We start from the raw sequence: 18398 nt of genomic DNA on the forward strand, positions 1-18398 counted from the left end.
GGGCCCGAACAGACATGGTCAGCACCGAATACGAGCGAAAGATCGCCGCCCGGTTCGCCACGTTCGACCAGAACGGCAACGGCTGGATCGACCGGGAGGACTTCAGCGCCGCGGCCAAGGCGGTCCTCACCGAGTTCGGCACCACCGCCCGGTCGGACAGGGGCCAGGCCCTGTACAGCGGCGCCGAGGCCTTCTGGCAGGGCATGGCCGGGATAGCGGACCGGGACGGCGACCAGCGCATCACCCGTGACGAGTTCGTCGGCGGCGCCGTCAAGCGCCTGCGCGACAACCCCGACCGCTTCGCCGAGATCGCCCGTCCCTTCCTCCACGCGGTCCTCGCCGTCGCGGACGGTGACGGGGACGGCGCGGCCACCGTCGAGGACACCGTCCGCGTCCTCAATGCCTTCGGCGTACGCGACGACATCGCCGCCATGGCCGCCGCCACCCTCGACACGGACGCCGACGGCCGCATCGGCGAGACGGAGATCGTGACGGCGTTCGCGCGCTACTTCACCGTTCCCGAATAGCGGTAACCGACGGAGAGGTAGCAGCCTCCGAATAGCGCTCCCGCAACTTGTACTTGAGGACCTTCCTCAGTGTCTCGTTCCGCGGAAGGGCGTCGACCACCTCCACCTGCTCCGGCAGCTTGTGGACCGACAGCCCTTCCGCGCGGAGATACGACGTGACGGTCTCCAGGGTCAATTCCTCGGCCCCCGCCGCGCGTTCGACCACCGCGCACACCCGCTCCCCGCGCTCGGCGTCCGGCAGCCCGATCACCGCCGCGTCCTGGACGGCCGGGTGGCGGTGGAGCAGATCCTCGATCTCCTTCGCCGAGATGTTCTCGCCCTTGCGGATGATCACGTCCTTGAGGCGCCCGGTGAGGACCAGATGGCCGCTCTCGGTGACGTGTCCGAGGTCGCCCGTGCGGAAGAAGCCCTCCTCGTCGAAGGCCTCCGCCGACTGCGCCGGGTCCAGGTAGCCCTGGCAGACGGCCTCCCCGCGCAGCCGCACCTCCCCGTCCACGACCCGGATCTCCATCCCCTCCGGCGGCCGCCCCTCCGTCGTCGCCAGGTTCTCCGGCGTGTCGTCCGGCGCCCCCATGGTGATCATCGGCACCTCGGTCATGCCGTATCCGTGGGTGAGCTGCACGCCCATCTCGCGTACGACGGAGTGGTACACCTCGGGCGGCTTGGGCGCCCCGCCGCCGGCCAGCAGCCGCAGGGTCGGGATGACGGGCGCCCCCGGCTGCCTGCGCTGCTCGGCCAGGAACATCGAGTAGAAGGCCGTCGACCCGCCCGCCACCGTCACCCCGTGCCGGCGGTAGCCGTCCAGCGCGGCGGGCAGCGCGAAGTGCTCGAACATCACGGCCGGGAAGCCGTACAGCAGCAGCATCACCATGTAGTCGGGGCCGCCGATATGCGCGTACGGGAAGGCGATCGACCCCACGTCGTCCGCGGTGAGGCGGAGCGCATGGGCGAGGCAGGAGCCGCCCGCGATCAGCGAACGGTCCGTGTGGCGTACGCCCTTGGGGTCGGAGGTGGTGCCCGAGGTCCAGTAGATCCAGCGGACGGCGGTGCCGTCGGAGGGCGGGGCGGGCAGTACGGCCGGATCGCCGTCGGGCAGGTCATCACTGCCGTACGCCTCGAAGATGCCCTTCGCGCCGAGCCGCCGCGCCATCTCGGTGTGGTCGAAGCCGCGCCACTCGCCGGGTACGGCGCAGTACTCGGCCTTCGACTCGCCGAGCGCGAAGCCGACTTCGCGGTCGCGGTAGAAGGGGATGACGGGGGACTGCACGGCACCGAGCCGGGCCAGCGCGAAGGACAGCAGCGCGGTCTCGATACGGGTGGGCAGCTGCCAGGCGACGACCGTGCCGGGGCGTACGCCCATGTCGTACAGCCCGGCCGCCACCCGCTCGGCCCGGCCGCGCAGTTCGCCGAAGCTCAGCGTGCGGTCGTCCTGGAGGAGGACCGGCCGGTCGGGGGTGAGGTCGGCGCGGCGGGACAGCAGCTCCCAGAGGGTGCGTGAGTCGCCGAGCGCGTGGGCGGTGTCGGTCACTGAGGGACCCCCCTTTAGCTGACGGACAGTCAGATCGTGGGCAGAGCGTAGGGCTCGGCGCCTTGTCGGTCCAGGGGTGCGGGACTAGCCTGCCGTTACCTGACGGCATGTCAGATAGGGGTTCGCGTCATGGATCTGTCCTGTACGCCCGAGGAGGAGGAGTTCCGGGCGCGGTTGAGCCAGTGGCTGGGGAAGGTGCTGCCCACGCTGCCGCCGAAGCCGTCACCGGACGACTGGCCCGGACGGCGTGCGTACGATCTCGGCTGGCAGCGCATGCTGTACGACGCCGGGTACGCCGACGTCCACTGGGATGCCTCCCCGACCCTGCGGCTGATCTTCCTGGAGGAGACGGAGAAGGCGGGCGCGCCCTACGTGGGCGCCAACTTCGTCGGGCTGCTGCACGCGGGGCCGACCATCGCGGCCGAGGGGACCGCCGAGCAGCGGGCGCGCTGGCTGCCGCCCATCCTGCGCGGCGAGGAGGTGTGGTGCCAGGGGTTCAGCGAGCCGGACGCCGGGTCCGACCTCGCGGCACTGCGTACGCGCGCGCGTAGGGACGGCGACGACTACGTGGTGAGCGGGTCCAAGATCTGGACGTCTCATGCCGAGGTCGCCGACTGGTGCGAGCTGCTGGTGCGGACCGACCCCGACGTGCCGAAACACAAGGGGATCTCCTGGCTCGCGATGCCGATGGACGCGCCCGGGGTGACCGTCCGGCCGCTGCGTACGCTCGCCGGCTCCACCGAGTTCGCCGAGGTCTTCCTCGACGAGGTGCGCGTCCCGGTCGCCAACCGGGTCGGGAAGGAGAACGACGGCTGGCGCGTGACGATGGTGACGCTGTCGTTCGAGCGGGGGACGGCGTTCGTGGGGGAAGTGGTCGCATGCCGGCGGGTACTGGGCGAACTCGCCCGGGAGGCCCGGCGGAACGGCCGCTGGGACGATCCCGCGCTGCGGCGCCGCCTCGGCCGGCTGAACGCCGAGTTCCGCGCGCTGTGGCGGCTCACGCAGTGGAACGTGAGCGAGGCCGAGCTGAGCGGGGGAGTTCCGGGCGTGGGGGGTTCGGTTTTCAAACTGAGGTACTCACGCGCGCGTCAGGAGCTGTACGACACCGCCGCCGAGGTGCTCGGGGCGGAGTCGCTCGATCTCGACCGGCCGTGGGTGCTCGACCGGCTGTCGTCGTTGTCGTACACCATCGCGGCCGGAACCTCCGAGATCCAGCACAACATCGTGGCCGAGCGGATTCTCGGGCTGCCGAAGGGGCGGTGAGGGGCGCGGTGCGCTTCCAACTCAACGATGACCAACGGGCGCTGCGGGACGGCGTACGGGAACTGCTGGCGCGGCGCTTCGACCGCGACACGCTGTGGGCCGCGGTCGCCGAGCCCCGCCTGGACCGGGCGCTGTGGCGGGCGCTCGGCGAGGCGGGCTTCTTCGCGCTGCGGCTGCCGGAGGCGGACGGCGGGGTCGGACTCGGGCTGCCCGAGACGGTGTTGGCGTTCGAGGAGGCCGGCCGGGCACTGCTGCCGGGGCCGCTGGTGGCCACGCATCTCGCGGCGGGGGTCGTGGCGGGGGCCGCGGAAGGGGAGGTGGCCGTGGCGGCCGTGGGCGGGGGCGGGCTGGTGGAGTGGCTGACGGAGGCGGACGTGGTGCGCGGGGACGCCTCCGGGGCCGTACCGCTGCGGTCGGTGGACCCGCTGACGCCCCTGCACCAGGTGCCCAGTACGACGGCCTCCGCTCCCGTGGACTCTCCCGTCGACTCCGTCGCCGTCCTCCTCACCGCCGCCGAACAGCTCGGCACGGCTACCCGCACCTGTGAGCTGGCAGTGCAACACGCCCGGACACGCGAACAGTTCGGGCAGCCGATCGGGGCCTTCCAGGCAGTCAAACACCTGTGCGCGCGCATGCTGGTGCGGGTGGAGACGGCGCGCGTGGCGGTGTACGCGGCTGCCGTGACCCGCGACCCCCTGGACATCGCGGGGGCACGGCTGTTGGCCGACGAGGCGGCCGTGCGCGGGGCCCGTGACTGTCTTCAGGTGCACGGAGGGATGGGGTTCACCTGGGAGTCCGACGTACATCTGTGCCTGAAGCGGGCTTGGGCGCGGGCTCAGCGTGGCGGAGACGCTACGGAGGGTGAGGAGCTGCTCGCGGGGGATTTGCTGGTGGGACCCGCCTGACCAGGGGGGTTGGTGGGGACAGTGGTACGGATGTCGCGGAATGTGGCATACCGGAATTACCGAGCGTTGATATCGGGTTGTGTCCTACGCGTGACTTGTCACGGCCTGGAGTCGGAGCTCCGCTCCGGTACCTTGTGTGGGATGCGAGTGGTTCCGAGGCCGAGCCATCCCGGTGTTGTCCCAGGGGTTATCCCAAGGGCGGCTCCGGAACTGGCGATGCGCGCCGCTCGCAGGGCCGGACCGCGTCACGCTCCGGCCTGTTCGACTTCCCGCAACGAGCGTCGCACAGTATGCCGCACAGGTACTCCTTCGCGCTGGAATATGCCCGAAGCGCTTGTTGAGGTGACTGTACGTCAACCATGCTGTCGTGCAAGGGAATCACAATCCGTGATCCCTGTCCCGGCCATGCCCTCCATGGCCGCCCAGACTTTGACCACGATCGTGGCCCTTGCGAGGCGCGAGGCGATGTGTCCGCCGGTTCGGATGGTGTGAACGGTGCAGGTGCTTCAAGTGCAGCTGGAGATCCGGCCCGACCCCGCAGAGGTGGGGCGTGCCCGGAGATGGGCCCGTTCGCGGCTCGCCGGGTCCGGCATAGGAGCGGATGAGCCAGTGGCCGAGACGCTGATCCTGCTCGTCTCCGAACTCGTCACCAACGCCGTGGTGCACACCGGGTGTCCGGCCGTGCTGCGGCTCCGGGTGTTCGGCGGCGGCTCGGCGGGCAACGGTTCCGCGGGCACCGTGCGACTGGAAGTGGTCGACGGCAGCGCCTGCCCTCCGGCGCCTCGGTGCGCGGAGGGTGAGGACACCGACGGGCGCGGCCTGGCGCTGGTCGAGGGGCTCGCCGACCGGTGGGGCTGGAGCCCGGAAGGGGCCGGCAAGCGGATCTGGTGCGAGCTGGACCGGTGTACGGCGGGGTCCTCGGCCGAGGTGCCGACGGCTTGCCCGGTGGGCGGGACGACGGCTTCGGCTTATGAAGGCTATGAGGGGCTGGCGGCTTACGGGGTGGTGTAGTTGCGGGGCGGCCTGGAGCGGCTGCTTCGGCATGCGGTCGATGCCGCGGCGGCGCGCGGGTGGCTCGGCGGTGCCTTCGTTCGCGCCGCATACGCCTGCGCGTGGGCGCACGGAGCCGGAAGATCGCGGTGGTGATCGCGGGTCGGTGCGCCGGGACGTGCTCCCGTACGCGTCGCCGTAAATCGGATGGAACGGGCAAATCCCCGAACGGGTGTTGACGTGCCGTGTCCGTTTGATCACGCTTGTGTTCAACGATTCGCCGCGAGGGGACGACGAGGGATTCGGTGACGGGAGCCCTCGACGAGTGTGGGTCGTGTTTCGGCGTCGGCTCCTACAGGGCCCGAGGGAGCAGGGCGGGTACGCCGGAGCCGGATGGCGGCGCGCGGTGCCGAGCTCGGGGCGGGCATCGGCGCGCCGCCCTCCGGGGGCGGGGGCGGAACTTCCAGAGCTGTTGCGGGGGTCGTCTGCGGAGGTCAGAGGATGGCCACGGGGGCTACGGGCGTGCCTGTGCCGCCGACGAACGGCTCGGGCATCGCCGACAGGAAGAAGTCGTAGCGGTTCGCTTGTCCACAGGCTGTGGACAACTCTTCGAGATTCCAGTTCTGCCCCTGCGGCATCCCCATCTCGACCAGGTCCAGCGCGTGCACCGGCAGCCACAGGTCCTCGATCTCCGGCGGGAAGATCTCGAAGGTGAGCGTGTCGTTGGCGACGGCGGCCACGTCCCGGGCGTGGAACCACTCCGGGGTGCGCAGGGAGAGGCCGGGGGAGGGGTACGCGTACGCGTGCTTGTCACCCCCGAGGTAGGTCCGCACCTGGCCGGTCCGGACGAGGACGATGTCTCCGGCGCGTACCCGGGTGCCGGCCAACTCCTCGGCCGCGTCCAGGTCTTCGGGGGTAACCGCGTGGTCGCCGTCGAGGCGGTCCAGGCCCAGGGCGCGGGGGATGTCGAGGAGCACCCCGCGCGAGACGATGTGCCGCGCCTTGTCGATGCCGCTGAACTCGGCGCCCGAGTGCGGGGTGATGGTGGTGGCCGGGCGGCCGTTGTAGATCCTCCCGGAGTGGGAGACGTGGGTGAGGGCGTCCCAGTGGGTGGCCGCCTGGAGGCCCATGGTCACGGCGTCGTCGCTGCACGCGACCGTGCCGGGGCCGAAGATCTCCTGGTTGATCTGCACCATGACGTGCAGGGGATTCACCCGGCCCGGGATCATGCCCGTCTGCACGCCGTCCTGTTGGAGGGGCAGGGCGAGGGGGACGCGCCGGCCGGTCCGGACGGACGCGGCGGCCTCGCGTACGACGTCGTCGGTGATCAGGTTGAGCGTCCCGATCTCGTCGTCCGCTCCCCAACGGCCCCAGTTGTTCACGCGCTTGGCGATCTCATAGAACTCGTCCGGCAGTGACATGGGGCCTCCCCAGGGCTTGTCTCCTGGTATCTGACGGGTCGTAGAATTCCGGTACGAGCAAATCTAACGGTCCGTCAGATTCAGTGGGAGGGGTCGGCGTGAGCAGCTTCCTGGCAGGCAGGGTCGTCGCGGTGACGGGGGCCGGGCGGGGGATCGGTCGGGCGGTGGCGCTCGCGGCGGCGGCCGAGGGGGCGCGTGTCGTCGTCAACGACTACGGGGTGTCGGTGGACGGGTCCGAGCCGGCCAGTTCCGTGGCCGAGGGGGTCGTCAAGGAGATCCTGGCGGCGGGCGGGGACGCGGTCGCCGTGGCCGACGACGTCTCGACGATGGCGGGCGGGCAGCGGGTGGTCGACGCGGCGGTGTCGTCGTACGGGCGGATCGACGGTGTGGTGTGCGTGGCCGGGATTCTGCGGGAGCGGATGCTCTTCAACATGAGCGAGGAGGAGTGGGACCCCGTCGTCGCCACCCACCTGAAGGGCACGTTCACCGTCTTCCGCGCCGCGTCGGCCCTGATGCGCAAGCAGAAGTCGGGCGCATTGATCGGCTTCACCAGCGGCAACCACCAGGGCTCGGTCTCCCAGGCCAACTACAGCGCGGCGAAGGGCGGGATCATCTCGCTCGTCCGCAGCGCCGCGCTCGGCCTGCACAAGTACGGGGTCACGGCGAACGCCGTCGCGCCCGTCGCCCGTACGCGGATGTCGGCGAACGTCCCGATGGAGCTGACGGAGATCGGCGACCCGGAAGACGTGGCCGCGCTCGTGGTCTACCTGCTCTCCGACCGGGCCCGGGAGGAACGCATCACCGGGCAGGTGTACACCATCGCCGGGCCGAAGATCGCGGTGTGGGCGCAGCCGAGGGAGTTGCGGGCGGGGTACGCCGAGGGTTCCTGGACGCCCGAGCGGATCGCGGAGTTCCTGCCGGGGACGGTGGGGGCGGACCCGATGCCGATGCTGGAGCGGCTGGAGGCGATGGCGCGGGCCGCGGGGGAGGGGGCACGGCCGAACGCGTGACGGGTGTGCGATGAGGGGATGCGGGTGGCGCGGGCGGGAGGAGAGCCATGGAGTTCGGGTTCGGTACGGAGGACGAGGCGTTTCGCGGTGAGGCGCGGGAGTGGCTGGGCGCGCACCTCGTGGGTGACCCACCGCGCCGCGACTGGGAGCGGGAACTCGGGCGGGGCGGATGGATCGGGCTCGGGTGGCAGGAGGCCGGGTACGGCAACCGGACCGCGAGCCTCCTGCAACAGGTCGTCTGGGCCGAGGAGTACGCCCGGGCGAAAGCCCCCGCCCGGTCGGGGCACATCGGGGAGAAGCTCCTCGCGCCCACCCTCATCCAGCACGGCACCGACGAGCAGAAGCAGCGCTTCCTGCCGCCGATCGCGCGCGGCGAGGAACTCTGGTGCCAGGGCTACAGCGAACCCGGCGCGGGCTCGGACCTGGCCGGGGTGCGCACCACGGCCGTACCCGAAGCGGGCGCGTCGTACCGCGTCACCGGCCAGAAGATCTGGACCTCCCTCGCACACGAGGCGGACTGGTGCTTCGTCCTCGCCCGCACCGAACCCGGATCGCGCCGCCACCACGGCCTGTCCTTCCTCCTCGTCCCCATGGACCAGCCCGGCCGTGTCGACGTGCGGCCCATCCGGCAGATGACCGGGACGAGCGAGTTCAACGAGGTGTTCTTCGACGGCGCCGTGGCCGAGCACGTCGTCGGCGGCGAGGGCAACGGCTGGCGCGTCGCCATGAGCCTCCTCGGCTTCGAACGAGGGGTATCGACTCTTGCCCAACAGATCGGATTCGCCGAGGAGTTGGAGCACGTGATCCATACGGCCGTCGAAACCGGCGCGGTCGACGACCCCGTCGTACGCGACCGCCTGGTACGCCAGTGGGCCGAACTGCGCACGATGCGGTGGAACGCCCTGCGGACGCTGGGCGGTTCGGGCGACGCCGGTGCGCCGAGCGTGGCCAAGCTGCTGTGGGGCGGCTGGCATCAGCGGCTCGGGGAGCTGGCGATGCTGGTGCGGGGCGCGGAGGCGGCGGTGGGCCCGGCGGACCGGTCGCCGTCGACACCGTACGAACTCGACCCGCTCCAGCACCTGTTCCTCTTCTCCCGGGCCGACACGATCTACGGCGGCTCGGACGAGGTCCAGCGCACGATCATCGCCGAGCGCGTGCTCGGCCTGCCGAGGGAGCCCAAGGGCTGAGGGGGTTGTGATGCGAGGCGTGGTCTTCGACGGGCAACGGACGCAGGTGGTCGACGACTTGGAGGTACGGGACCCGGGGCCGGGCGAGGTCCAGGTCACCCTGTCGGCCGCCGGCCTGTGCCACAGCGACCTGTCGGTGGTGGACGGCACGATCCCGTTCCCCGTCCCCGTGGTGCTCGGTCACGAGGGCGCGGGAGTCGTGGAGGCGGTGGGCGAGGGCGTCACCCACGTCCGGCCCGGCGACCACGTGGCCCTGTCCACCCTCGCGAACTGCGGCGCCTGTGCGGACTGCGACCGGGGCCGCCCGACGATGTGCCGCAAGGCGATCGGGCGACCGGGGCAGCCGTTCAAGCGGGCCGCGCGGCCCCTGTACCAGTTCGCGTCCAACTCGGCCTTCGCGGAACGCACGGTGGTCAAGGCCGTGCAGGCGGTTCGCATCCCGAAGGACATCCCGCTGCCGTCGGCCGCGCTGATCGGGTGCGGGGTGCTGACCGGGGTGGGCGCCGTACTGAACCGCGCCCGCGTGGACCGGGGCGAGTCCGTCCTGGTCATCGGCACGGGCGGCATCGGCCTCAACGTCATCCAGGGCGCCCGCATCGCCGGCGCCCCACGGATCGTCGCGGTGGACGCCAACCCCGACAAGGAGGCGGTGGCCCGGCAGTTCGGCGCGACCCACTTCCTGACCTCGACGGAAGGCGTACGGGACATCCTCCCCACGGGCGCGGACCACGCCTTCGAGTGCGTCGGCCGCGTCGAACTCGTCCGCCAGGCCATCGACCTGCTCGACCGCCACGGCCAGGCGGTCCTGCTCGGCGTACCCCCGGCCACGGCCGAGGCAACCTTCCTCGTCTCCTCCATGTACCTGGACAAGTCCATCCTGGGCTGCCGCTACGGTTCCTCCCGCCCGCAGCGTGACATCGCCCTGTACGCCGACCTGTACCGCGAAGGACGGCTCCTGCTGGACGAGTTGGTGACGGCGACGTATCCGGTGGAGGAGTTCGAGAAGGCGGTGGAGGACGCGCGGAGGGGGAGGGTGGCGCGGGCGGTGCTGACGTTCTGAACACATGGGGCCCGACCGAATACCGGTCGAGGCCCATGTGCCCGTTGTGTCCGCTGCACCCGCCGGTCGGACGCGCGGGCAAGGAGACGCGTACGCGTGAAGGGGGCGCGGCTCGGCCATTCGGCCGGGTTCAGGGACGGAGACCGGCCGGGTCGCCGGCCATTCGGCCGATGTGTGGGAACGGCCGCCCGGACGAAAGTAGGGCTGCGGTGACCGGCAGCCCGGCCGCCGTAGGGCCGTCGGTCACACCCACGCCAACCGGCGGCCCTCAGTACGCCCGGTGTCTGAGCGGACCAGGGCCGTGGCCGCCTTCGTGTCAGCCTTTGAGGACCGCGACTTGGCGGGCCCTCTCATCGAGTTCCCGCACGGCTCGCGCCTTGCGGTAGGGGGCGATGCGCTTGCGCATGGTCGCGAAGTGCTCGTCGCCCCGAGCTGTCGACAACATCATGTAGTCGTCGAGGAAGACGCCCCACGTCGAGCACGCCTCTTCCAAGTACCCATACTCGAATTGCCGTTGGGCCAAGACCGCGTTGGAGTGAACGCGACCTTGCCGTTCTTGCCGGGGCTGGACCTTCAGTGATTGCTTCATGGCCGCGATGGAACCGGGCAGGTCCTTCATCTCGTACAGCACGTGGGCCACGTGGAACTGGTACGCGGACTGGTCGTATCCACCGATCGACTCCCGCCGCGAGTCGGCCTTCGCAAGGGCGGCTTCAGCTTCCCGCAGTCGGGTGAACGCCGCGTGACGGTCGCCCACCATCGAGGCCGCGTGCGCCTGCTGTCCGCGCAGGAAGGCGACGAGACGAGGACCCGCCTTCGGCGCCGCCTCGGCCGCGGAGTCCGCGAGGTCCAGCGACTTCTTGCCGAAGCCGAGGTTTGATGCCTGCAAGGACATACCGCGCAGGGTCCGGCAGTACGTCCACAGCAGGTGGCGAGCTGGGCCGCCGTTGCCGTCAATCTCGCCGTCGGCATCGGCTGGATCGTCGCCTTCACGGGCTTTCTCCGCGCGCTCGATGAGCTGCAACGGAAGATCATGCAGGATGCGCTGGCGGTCACCCTCGGCGTGGGGTGGGTCGTCGGATTCTCCTATGTCGTCGCGGACGCTGCCAGCCTCGTCGCCCGCGATGTCGATATCGCCGTCCTCCCCGCGCTCATGGGAGTCGTCTTTATGGTCGCCTTCGTCGTCGGCAAGATCCGATACCGATGAAGAACCGCATCACGGACCTTCGCGCCGAACGCGGTTGGACGCAGGCCGACCTGGCTCAGCGTGCCGGCGTGTCCAGGCAGACGATCAACGCCATCGAAACAGGGAAGTTCGACCCAAGCCTTCCCCTCGCCTTCCGTCTTGCCAAGCTGTTCGGCCTGAGGATCGAAGAGCTCTTCCTCGACGAATGAACCCAATGTGTTTCTGATCAATATGACCGACCTGATGGCCCGCCGCCTCACTGGAGAAGCCGCCACCCCGTGGCGCGACGCGGTATAACCGGATGAAATACCAATTCCGGGATGAAACATCGGGAGGAAGCGACCTCTGAGAGTGCGCTTGCCCCTGCCATCGCTCAAATGAAGTCGGAGGCGTGACCGTGCGCCCATTGGCGGAAGGTGCGAGCTGGAGCTCCCGTTATCTGGTCGAGTGTGAGGTAGGCATCGTCGTCCGGGGCGCTCGTGTCATGGGGTTCATCTGTGATGCCTTCGACGCCGTCGTAGCTTTCGAAGCCGAACAGGAAGTCTGCGTTCGCGGCCGCGAAGCCCCCTTGGGCTCGGTAGAAGCCGCGGGCTTGTTCGGCGGAGACCTCATCGAGCGTGATCTGTTCTCCGATCGCTTCCGCGATCACTGCAACCTGTTCGCGTTTGGTGAGACTTTCCGGTCCAATGATCGTGTCGATCCGTCCGAGGCGGCGTGGGTCGAGCAGGTTGGCCAGGACGACGTCGGCAACGTCGGCCTCATGGATGGGATGCCCGATCTGATCAGGAAAGGGCTCCACAGCTCGGCGATTTGCCTTGATCGCTGGTCCCCATATGAGGAGTGAGTTTGTCGCGAACTCACCGGGACGCACGATGCTCCAATCCAGTCCCGAGTCCATGACAGCCTGCTCGACGACGGCGTTGTGCGTGGTGTCGTAGCCGGCCGTTACGGCGGCGGAGGAGACCACGACCACGTGCTCGACGCCCGCCTGCTTTGCGCGAGAGACGACCGCCTCAACGGTCTCAGGGACCGCGATCAGGACGAGTTGCGCGGCACCGTCGAATGCGTGCCTCAGTGTGGACGGGTCGTCCAGGTCGCCGAAGACCACGTCCGCACCATCCGGGAGTGAGGCACGTTGCGGGTGTCGCGACATTCCGCGCACTGTGTGACCGGCATCAAGCAGCCCTTCGACGACCAGGCTGCCGATCGTCCCAGTGGCCCCGATGACAATAATGGGAGGGATCTTCTTTAAATGAGACATAGATTCTCACTATAAGACGTCGACGTATCATGATGCAATGGACCTCTCCCCTCAACGTGCACGGACCCGTCAGGCGATCCTTGACGCCGCAGCAGCGCAGTGGTCTCGCGATCCCACCGTCGGCCTTGGCGACATCGCCGCCGCCGCCGGCGTGGGGCGAGCAACCATTCACCGGTATTTCTCCGACCGTCAGGTCCTTCACACAGCGCTCATCACCGACTCGTGGATGACGCTACGAGCGGCGATCGAGCATGCCGGCCCCGCCACAGACTCGGCGCTCGAGGTGATCCAACGGATCATCACCGCGATGGCGCACGCTGGTGATCGGATGAGCTTCTTGTTCACCACCACCGAAGGCACGCCTTCTGAGGCTGACGCCGGTATCGCACGCGAGGTCGACGAGCTGATCCTCGCCGAGATCGAACGAGGCCAGCGTGAAGGTGCACTCGACTCGGCAGTTCCCGCGTGGTGGATAGAGTTGATGATCTGGAGCACCGTCTACACGGGCTTGCGAGCCGCCGCCGACGGACTCGTACCACGGCACGGCGTGGACGAACTGATACGCCGAACTCTTCGCCGAGCAGTAAGCGAGCAGCCCAAGTAGCGGCCCGGACAAACCCAGCGTGACTGGCTCGCACCAACTCGGGGATGGCAACCGCGGGCGCCGGCAGGAGCGATCAGGTAGTGGCGGTGTCCTGTCCCTGCCCCCCCGAGTGCTGGCGAGCCGGTAGGAGTCGGTGCCGGTCTCTAGGATGTTGCCGCCGAAGGTGAGCCGGTCGACGATGGCCGCGCAGAGCCGCGGATCGGTGAATGTTTTCGTCCAGCCCCCAAACGACTCGTTCGAGGCGATGGCGACGCTGTCTTCTCCTCGCGCTCGGTCAGGACCTGGAACAGCAGCTCAGCGCCCCTGCGGTCCAGCTCCATACAGCCCAGCTCATCGATGCACAAAAGATCGACACGCCCGTAGCGGGCGATGGTCTTGGTCAGGATCTTCTCGTCCGCGGCCTCGACCGGCTCGTTGACCAGCTTGGTGGCGAGTGTGTAGCGCACCCGGAATCCGGCCATGGCGGCCTCGGTGCCCAGCGCGATCAGCAGGTGCGACTTGCCCGTGCCGGAGTCGCCGATCAGGCAGAGCGGCAGACCCTTCGGACCTTGCCGGTCGGCACTCCGCCCAGCACGCTGAGAGCGTGAACGTGGCCCTCGAGGAACGCCTCCTGGCCGCAGGAGGCGAAGACGCTCGATGCACGGCCTTGCCCGAATACGGCAGGCGCATCGCGAACACGAAGCAGGTGACCAGCTCACCGGCCAGGCGTACCTTCACGTCGCCGAAGTCCACCTCAGCCTCGGCCCCCGGCCGGTGGGACTGCGGAATAAAGGCGTGCACCACCCCGCGGCCGGCCTCAACGGCGATCTGGGGTCGCCGGTCGGCGACATAGGCCCGCACCATCGGATAGGTCACCGCCTCCGCCCCGTGCTCGTCCAGGAGCCGGTCGAAGATCCGCTTGACCGTGTGACGCTGCTTGCGCGGCGCATCCAGATCTGCCCGGAGCATCTCGTCGATCAACGGCTTGTAGGCATCCAGACGGGTCCCACGCGGCCGCGGCTTCTTCCGCGGCTCCGGTCAGACCGACTCCAACGCGGCCTTCACCGTGCGGAATCCGACTCCGTACTCACGCATCAAGGCCCGGTACGACATCCCTGCCCGGGCGTCACGGCGGATCGCCGCGTACAAGTCGACCTTGGACTTCGGTGGCGCCATCGCAGCCTCATCCCGCAGAGCACGTCCATGCTCCCACCGCAAGCCCTCAAGTGTTGCCAGAACTTACAGACAGCGCCCTCGGGCGAAACAAGGCGTTCTCGGGCCTGAGCAACAAGTGGTGTCAGGTTCCACTAACAAAGCCAGCGCCAACTGCCCGCCATCGCCGACGCCCAAATGCTTCGCACTGGTGGATGCTCCGGCTGCAAGCTCTCCGGCTCCTGCCGCGGGTGTGCCGACCGCTGGCCAAGGCGTACCAGAACGCGAAGGCACTACTGGAAACCTACTGCCGACACGGACTGCGAGGAGTACCGGAAGGACCGCTGTAGCCATCGAGATCACCCGACGCCCGGAGACCGAGGAGGAGCCGACAGGGCTGGTCATCGTCGAGGACCTGGAGGCGCTGGCCGAGGAGTCCGCCGCCCCCTGCAACGACGACAACCCCTACCGGTAGATCCGTCAATCGCGTGGGCCCTGCGCCGTCGGTGTCGCAGGGCCCACATCTCGTCGTTCGTGTAAAGGTGTGTCGTCATGGCCACAGCGCGCATCCCCTTTGAAGATCTCCCGGCACCGCTGCTCGCACTGATCGAGGAGCGCACGGGCCCTGTGAAGGCCATCGACAATGTGCGGGACGGCTTCAACTCGGAGATCTCGGCCTGCCTCACCACGGCGTCAGGTGTCTGCTATGTCAAGGGCCTCCGGTCGACGCATCCGCGCGTCTGGACGCAGAAGCGCGAGGCCGAGATCAATCCGTACGTCAGTGGCCGGGTGGCTCCCCGGCTGTTCTGGCGGATCGAGGCCGAGGGCTGGGACCTGATCGCGTTCGACGTTCTGAACGGCCACCACGCCGACTACCGCCCCCACTCCACGGACCTGCGGCTCGTCGCCGAGACGCTCACGCGTCTCTCGGCGATCCGAGCCCCTGAGGGGATCACCCTCAAGCGAGCCGAGGACCGCTTGAAGAACTACGTCGCGACGCCTGCGGACCTGGAGTACTTCGCCGGAGATGCTCTCGCGCACACGGACCTGAACGACACCAATGTGATCGTCGGCGATCAGGCCCGTCTCGTCGACTGGGCCTGGGCCACGCGCGGCGCCGACTGGCTCGACGCCGCCTACTGGGTCATCTGGCTCGTGGCCGCAGGCGGTCAGAGCCCGGAGTGCGCCGAGCAGTGGGCCGACCGCATCCCGGCGTTCCGTAGCGCTCCGCCCGTCGGCGTGACCGCCTTCGCCGAGGCCAACGAAAACCTCTGGGAGGAGATCGCCGACGCGGACCCGGACCCGTGGACCGTACGCATGCGCCTCGCCGCAAGCTCCTGGGCGGCCCATCGCGCGGCTGTGTGACTTCCCACCGGCTGCCCGGCTTGCCCGCCCCTTCACCGGGGGTACTTACTGCTTGCTCCGGTCACCCTCGACGGTTCCGGGCGTGCTCTCGGAGGACGGCTCGACCCGGATCACGTACGTCCCCTTGAGCGGCGATGTGGCGACCAAGCATCTGTCGCGAAGCTCAGCAGTCGTACGACGAACAGGACGCCCTCGCGGGCGCGTTGCTGAACCTCGTCGGCTCGTCGCCGGCGATCCTCGCGGGCGTCGCCCTGACCCTGGCGCTCACGGCGATCGGAGCGGTGGGGGAGAGCAGGCGCGCTGCGGTTTCGGCGAAGGCTTCCACTGGATCAACTCCTGCTGGGGGAACGAAGGTTGCCGTCGCCGGGGACACGGCTGTCGCTGCGACCCCCCGCCCGGAACGTCCGCCGATACACGGTCGGCGTGACCCCGAGCGCCGCCTGTAGGTGCTGGCGCATCGACTGGGCCGTGCCGAAGCCGGCGTCGTGGGCGACCTGGTCGATGGAGAGGCCGGTGGACTCCAGGAGGTGGCGGGCGCGTTCGACGCGTTGCTGGGTGAGCCACTGGCCGGGGCTGATGCCGGCCTCCTCGCGGAAGCGGCGGGTGAAGGTGCGGACGGACATGGACTCCTGCTCGGCCATGTCGCGGAGCTGGATGGGTTCGTGGAGGCGGCCGAGGGCCCAGGCGCGGGCGGTGGTCGTGGTCGCCGCCCGGGGTTCGGGCAGCGGGCGTTGGATGTACTGGGCCTGCCCGCCGTCGCGGTGCGGGGGTACGACGGTACGGCGGGCCACCTCGTTGGCGACCGCGGTGCCGTGGTCGCGGCGCACGATGTGGACGCACAGGTCGATGCCGGCCGCGACGCCGGCGGAGGTCAGGACGTCGCCGTCGTCGACGAACAGGACGTCCGCGTCCACCTCGACCTTCGGGAAGAGCCGCTGGAAGTGCTCCGCCGAGGACCAGTGCGTGGTCGCCGGGCGGCCGTCCAGGTGGCCGGCGGCGGCCAGGACGTAACCGCCGGTGCAGATGGCGACGAGCCGGGTGCCGGGGCGGATGTGGGCGAGGGCGGCGGCCAGCTCGGGGGTCAGGACGCCCTCCTCGTGGACCGGGCCGAACTCGTACGAGGCGGGGATCACGACCGTGTCGGCGGTGGCCAGGGCCTCGGGGCCGTTCTGGACGAGGATCGCGAAGTCGGCGTCCGTCCTGACCGGGCCGGGCGGGCGGATCGAGCAGGTGACGACCTCGTACAGGTGCCGGCCGACCGCGTCCCGTGTCTTGCCGAAGATGCGCTGCGGGATGCCCAGTTCGAAGGGGATCAGGCCGTCGAGGGCGAGGACGACCACGCGGTGTCGGGGGGTGTGCTCGGGGTCCTTGTCGGTGGCCATGGCCCGATCTTAACGAATGCTGTCCTTCGGGCCACTCGATTGTCGTGATCGCGGGAACGAAGCTCGATGACGTGACTCAGACGACGGAATCCCCAGCCTCCGTACCAGGACCTCGGCCCGCCAAGCCCTCCCGTTCGCGTATCCACCGGGCATGGTTCGTCGCCGCCGTCACGTTCGTGACGATCATCGGCGCGGCGGCGTTCCGATCGCTGCCCGGACTGCTGATCGATCCGCTGCACCAGGAGTTCGACTGGTCGCGGGGCACGATCGGGGCGGCGGTGTCGATCAATCTGGCGCTGTACGGGCTGACGGCGCCGTTCGCCGCCGCGCTGATGGACCGCTTCGGCATCCGCCGGGTGGTCGCGGTCGCGCTGACGGTGATCGCGATCGGCTCGGGTTCGACGGTGTGGATGACCTCGGCCTGGCAGCTCATGCTCAGCTGGGGGCTGCTGGTGGGCCTGGGCGCCGGTTCGATGGCGCTCGCGTTCGCGGCGACGGTCACGAACCGGTGGTTCACCGAGCGGCGCGGGCTGGTGAGCGGCATCCTCACCGCCGCCTCGGCGTCCGGGCAGCTGATCTTCCTGCCGCTGCTGTCGTGGATCGTCTCCGAGTACGACTGGCGCCCGGCCGCCGTCACGGTCGCGCTGGCGGCGCTGGCCGTCGTCCCCTTCGTATGGCTGCTGCTGCGGGACCATCCGGCCGACGTGGGGGTGAAGCCGTACGGGGCGACGGAGTTCGTGCCCAAGCCCGCGCCCGTGCCGGGGGCCGCCCGGCGTACGGTGTCGGTGCTGTTGTCGGCCATGCGTACGGGACCGTTCTGGCTGTTGGCGGGTACGTTCGCGATCTGCGGTGCCTCGACGAACGGCCTGATCCAGACCCACTTCGTCCCCGCCGCCCACGATCACGGCATGCCGATCACGGCCGCGGCCTCGCTGCTGGCGGTCATCGGCGTCTTCGACGTGCTGGGCACGATCGCGTCGGGGTGGTTCACGGACCGTTTCGAGCCACGGCGGCTGCTGGCGGTCTACTACGCGTTCAGGGGCGTGTCGCTGCTGTTCCTGCCGATGCTGCTCGCGCCGAGCGTCGAGTTGCCGATGGTCTTCTTCATCGTCTTCTACGGCCTCGACTGGGTCGCCACGGTTCCGCCGACCATGGCCCTGTGCCGCGAGCACTACGGCGACGACAGCGCCATCGTCTTCGGCTGGGTCCTCGCCTCCCACCAGGTCGGCGCCGCCCTCGTCGCCTTCCTCGGCGGGGTCGCGCGGGACACCTTCGGGTCGTACGACGTGATGTGGTACGCGTCGGGGGCGCTGTGCGCGGCGGCCGCGCTGATGGCGCTGGTGATCCGGCGACGGCCCGTCACGCAGGCAACGCAGGCCGGGGAGTTCGTCGCCGCGGACTAGATCAGGAACCCGGTCGGCATCGCTCGACGAACGTGGGCGGGGGGCCAAGGGGCCGTTCGTACCAGGGCAGTGCCGCTGCGTACTGAGGTTGAACTCGCAGTGGCGGGCCGGTAGATCATCCGGCGCCCATGAGTAATCCGGTCTCGGTGAGGCAGCCGTCGATCAGCTCTGCCCG

At 69.6% G+C, this 18398-nt stretch carries 18 protein-coding genes and 2 pseudogenes; 13 read left to right on the forward strand and 7 right to left on the reverse strand.

The genetic code is table 11. The features are described 5' to 3' along the window. Window positions 1-14 precede the first annotated feature (14 nt). Entirely contained in the window at window positions 15-527 is a 513-nt protein-coding gene (locus ACWD3C_RS13195) for an EF-hand domain-containing protein (RefSeq protein WP_451143181.1), read from the forward strand. On the opposite strand, the gene ACWD3C_RS13200 is transcribed toward ACWD3C_RS13195, so the two are convergent. Then, complete coding sequence (locus ACWD3C_RS13200; protein ID WP_451143183.1) at window positions 511-2055, reverse strand: class I adenylate-forming enzyme family protein; 1545 nt, start codon at window positions 2053-2055, stop codon at window positions 511-513. The genes ACWD3C_RS13195 and ACWD3C_RS13200 overlap by 17 nt on opposite strands. A gap of 129 nt (window positions 2056-2184) precedes the next feature. Here ACWD3C_RS13200 and ACWD3C_RS13205 point away from each other — a divergent pair, with 129 nt between their 5' ends. The 3 genes from ACWD3C_RS13205 (at window position 2185) to ACWD3C_RS13215 (ending at window position 5234) form a co-directional block, all read left to right on the forward strand. Then, window positions 2185-3318: an acyl-CoA dehydrogenase family protein gene (locus tag ACWD3C_RS13205; RefSeq protein WP_451143185.1), complete on the forward strand. Its 1134-nt coding sequence runs from the start codon at window positions 2185-2187 to the stop codon at window positions 3316-3318. A gap of 8 nt (window positions 3319-3326) precedes the next feature. Continuing rightward, complete coding sequence (locus tag ACWD3C_RS13210) at window positions 3327-4223, forward strand: acyl-CoA dehydrogenase family protein (protein ID WP_451143187.1); 897 nt, start codon at window positions 3327-3329, stop codon at window positions 4221-4223. 495 nt (window positions 4224-4718) lie between these two features. Beyond that, complete coding sequence (locus tag ACWD3C_RS13215) at window positions 4719-5234, forward strand: ATP-binding protein (RefSeq protein ID WP_451143189.1); 516 nt, start codon at window positions 4719-4721, stop codon at window positions 5232-5234. A gap of 473 nt (window positions 5235-5707) precedes the next feature. Here ACWD3C_RS13215 and ACWD3C_RS13220 read toward each other — a convergent pair whose 3' ends face one another. Further along, the gene (locus ACWD3C_RS13220; protein ID WP_451143191.1) at window positions 5708-6634 is read right to left on the reverse strand and encodes a cyclase family protein; all 927 of its coding nucleotides are present in this window, start codon (window positions 6632-6634) and stop codon (window positions 5708-5710) included. A 98-nt stretch (window positions 6635-6732) separates the two neighbouring features. On the opposite strand from ACWD3C_RS13220, the gene ACWD3C_RS13225 reads away from it, so the two are divergent. Genes ACWD3C_RS13225 through ACWD3C_RS13235 form a run of 3 tightly spaced genes read left to right on the forward strand, consistent with a single transcriptional unit; the run spans window position 6733 to window position 9891 of the window. Further along, complete coding sequence (locus ACWD3C_RS13225; protein WP_451143193.1) at window positions 6733-7644, forward strand: SDR family oxidoreductase; 912 nt, start codon at window positions 6733-6735, stop codon at window positions 7642-7644. A 47-nt stretch (window positions 7645-7691) separates the two neighbouring features. Beyond that, the gene (locus ACWD3C_RS13230) at window positions 7692-8831 is read left to right on the forward strand and encodes an acyl-CoA dehydrogenase family protein (protein ID WP_451143195.1); all 1140 of its coding nucleotides are present in this window, start codon (window positions 7692-7694) and stop codon (window positions 8829-8831) included. Between the two features lie 10 nt (window positions 8832-8841). Further along, on the forward strand, window positions 8842-9891 hold the full coding sequence (locus tag ACWD3C_RS13235; protein WP_451143197.1) for a Zn-dependent alcohol dehydrogenase: 1050 nt from the start codon (window positions 8842-8844) through the stop codon (window positions 9889-9891). 316 nt (window positions 9892-10207) lie between these two features. On the opposite strand, the pseudogene ACWD3C_RS13240 reads toward ACWD3C_RS13235, so the two are convergent. Continuing rightward, window positions 10208-10810: pseudogene (locus ACWD3C_RS13240) on the reverse strand (hypothetical protein); the annotation flags it as partial. A gap of 9 nt (window positions 10811-10819) precedes the next feature. Here ACWD3C_RS13240 and ACWD3C_RS13245 point away from each other — a divergent pair. Beyond that, a complete protein-coding gene (locus ACWD3C_RS13245) occupies window positions 10820-11098 on the forward strand; it encodes a hypothetical protein (protein ID WP_451143231.1) in 279 nt (92 codons plus the stop codon). Beyond that, window positions 11095-11286, forward strand: coding sequence for a helix-turn-helix transcriptional regulator (locus tag ACWD3C_RS13250; protein WP_451143199.1), 192 nt, complete (start codon window positions 11095-11097; stop codon window positions 11284-11286). The genes ACWD3C_RS13245 and ACWD3C_RS13250 overlap by 4 nt, the downstream gene beginning before the upstream one ends. 164 nt (window positions 11287-11450) lie before the next feature. Here ACWD3C_RS13250 and ACWD3C_RS13255 read toward each other — a convergent pair whose 3' ends face one another. After that, window positions 11451-12338, reverse strand: coding sequence for an SDR family oxidoreductase (locus ACWD3C_RS13255; protein ID WP_451143201.1), 888 nt, complete (start codon window positions 12336-12338; stop codon window positions 11451-11453). 37 nt (window positions 12339-12375) lie between these two features. Between ACWD3C_RS13255 and ACWD3C_RS13260 the strand changes: the two genes are divergently transcribed. Then, window positions 12376-12942, forward strand: coding sequence for a TetR/AcrR family transcriptional regulator (locus ACWD3C_RS13260; RefSeq protein ID WP_451143229.1), 567 nt, complete (start codon window positions 12376-12378; stop codon window positions 12940-12942). Window positions 12943-13047: 105 nt separating this feature from the next. Here ACWD3C_RS13260 and ACWD3C_RS13265 read toward each other — a convergent pair. Both ACWD3C_RS13265 and ACWD3C_RS13270 read right to left on the reverse strand, forming a co-directional pair. Continuing rightward, window positions 13048-13484, reverse strand: a pseudogene (locus ACWD3C_RS13265) (ATP-binding protein); the annotation flags it as partial. Between the two features lie 475 nt (window positions 13485-13959). Next, complete coding sequence (locus tag ACWD3C_RS13270) at window positions 13960-14097, reverse strand: hypothetical protein (protein WP_451143203.1); 138 nt, start codon at window positions 14095-14097, stop codon at window positions 13960-13962. A 229-nt stretch (window positions 14098-14326) separates the two neighbouring features. On the opposite strand from ACWD3C_RS13270, the gene ACWD3C_RS13275 reads away from it, so the two are divergent. Continuing rightward, window positions 14327-14548 carry a hypothetical protein gene (locus ACWD3C_RS13275; RefSeq protein ID WP_451143233.1) on the forward strand — a complete coding sequence of 74 codons (222 nt, stop codon included), beginning with the start codon at window positions 14327-14329 and terminating at the stop codon, window positions 14546-14548. A 77-nt stretch (window positions 14549-14625) separates the two neighbouring features. Next, window positions 14626-15438 carry an aminoglycoside phosphotransferase gene (locus ACWD3C_RS13280; RefSeq protein ID WP_451143205.1) on the forward strand — a complete coding sequence of 271 codons (813 nt, stop codon included), beginning with the start codon at window positions 14626-14628 and terminating at the stop codon, window positions 15436-15438. A gap of 329 nt (window positions 15439-15767) precedes the next feature. Here the strand turns inward: ACWD3C_RS13280 and ACWD3C_RS13285 are convergent, their stop codons facing one another. Next, window positions 15768-16820: a GlxA family transcriptional regulator gene (locus tag ACWD3C_RS13285; protein WP_451143207.1), complete on the reverse strand. Its 1053-nt coding sequence runs from the start codon at window positions 16818-16820 to the stop codon at window positions 15768-15770. A 71-nt stretch (window positions 16821-16891) separates the two neighbouring features. On the opposite strand from ACWD3C_RS13285, the gene ACWD3C_RS13290 reads away from it, so the two are divergent. Next, window positions 16892-18223, forward strand: coding sequence for an MFS transporter (locus ACWD3C_RS13290; RefSeq protein ID WP_451143209.1), 1332 nt, complete (start codon window positions 16892-16894; stop codon window positions 18221-18223). Window positions 18224-18398: the final 175 nt, after the last annotated feature.

The sequence above is a fragment of the Streptomyces sp. NPDC002845 genome, assembly GCF_053591955.1.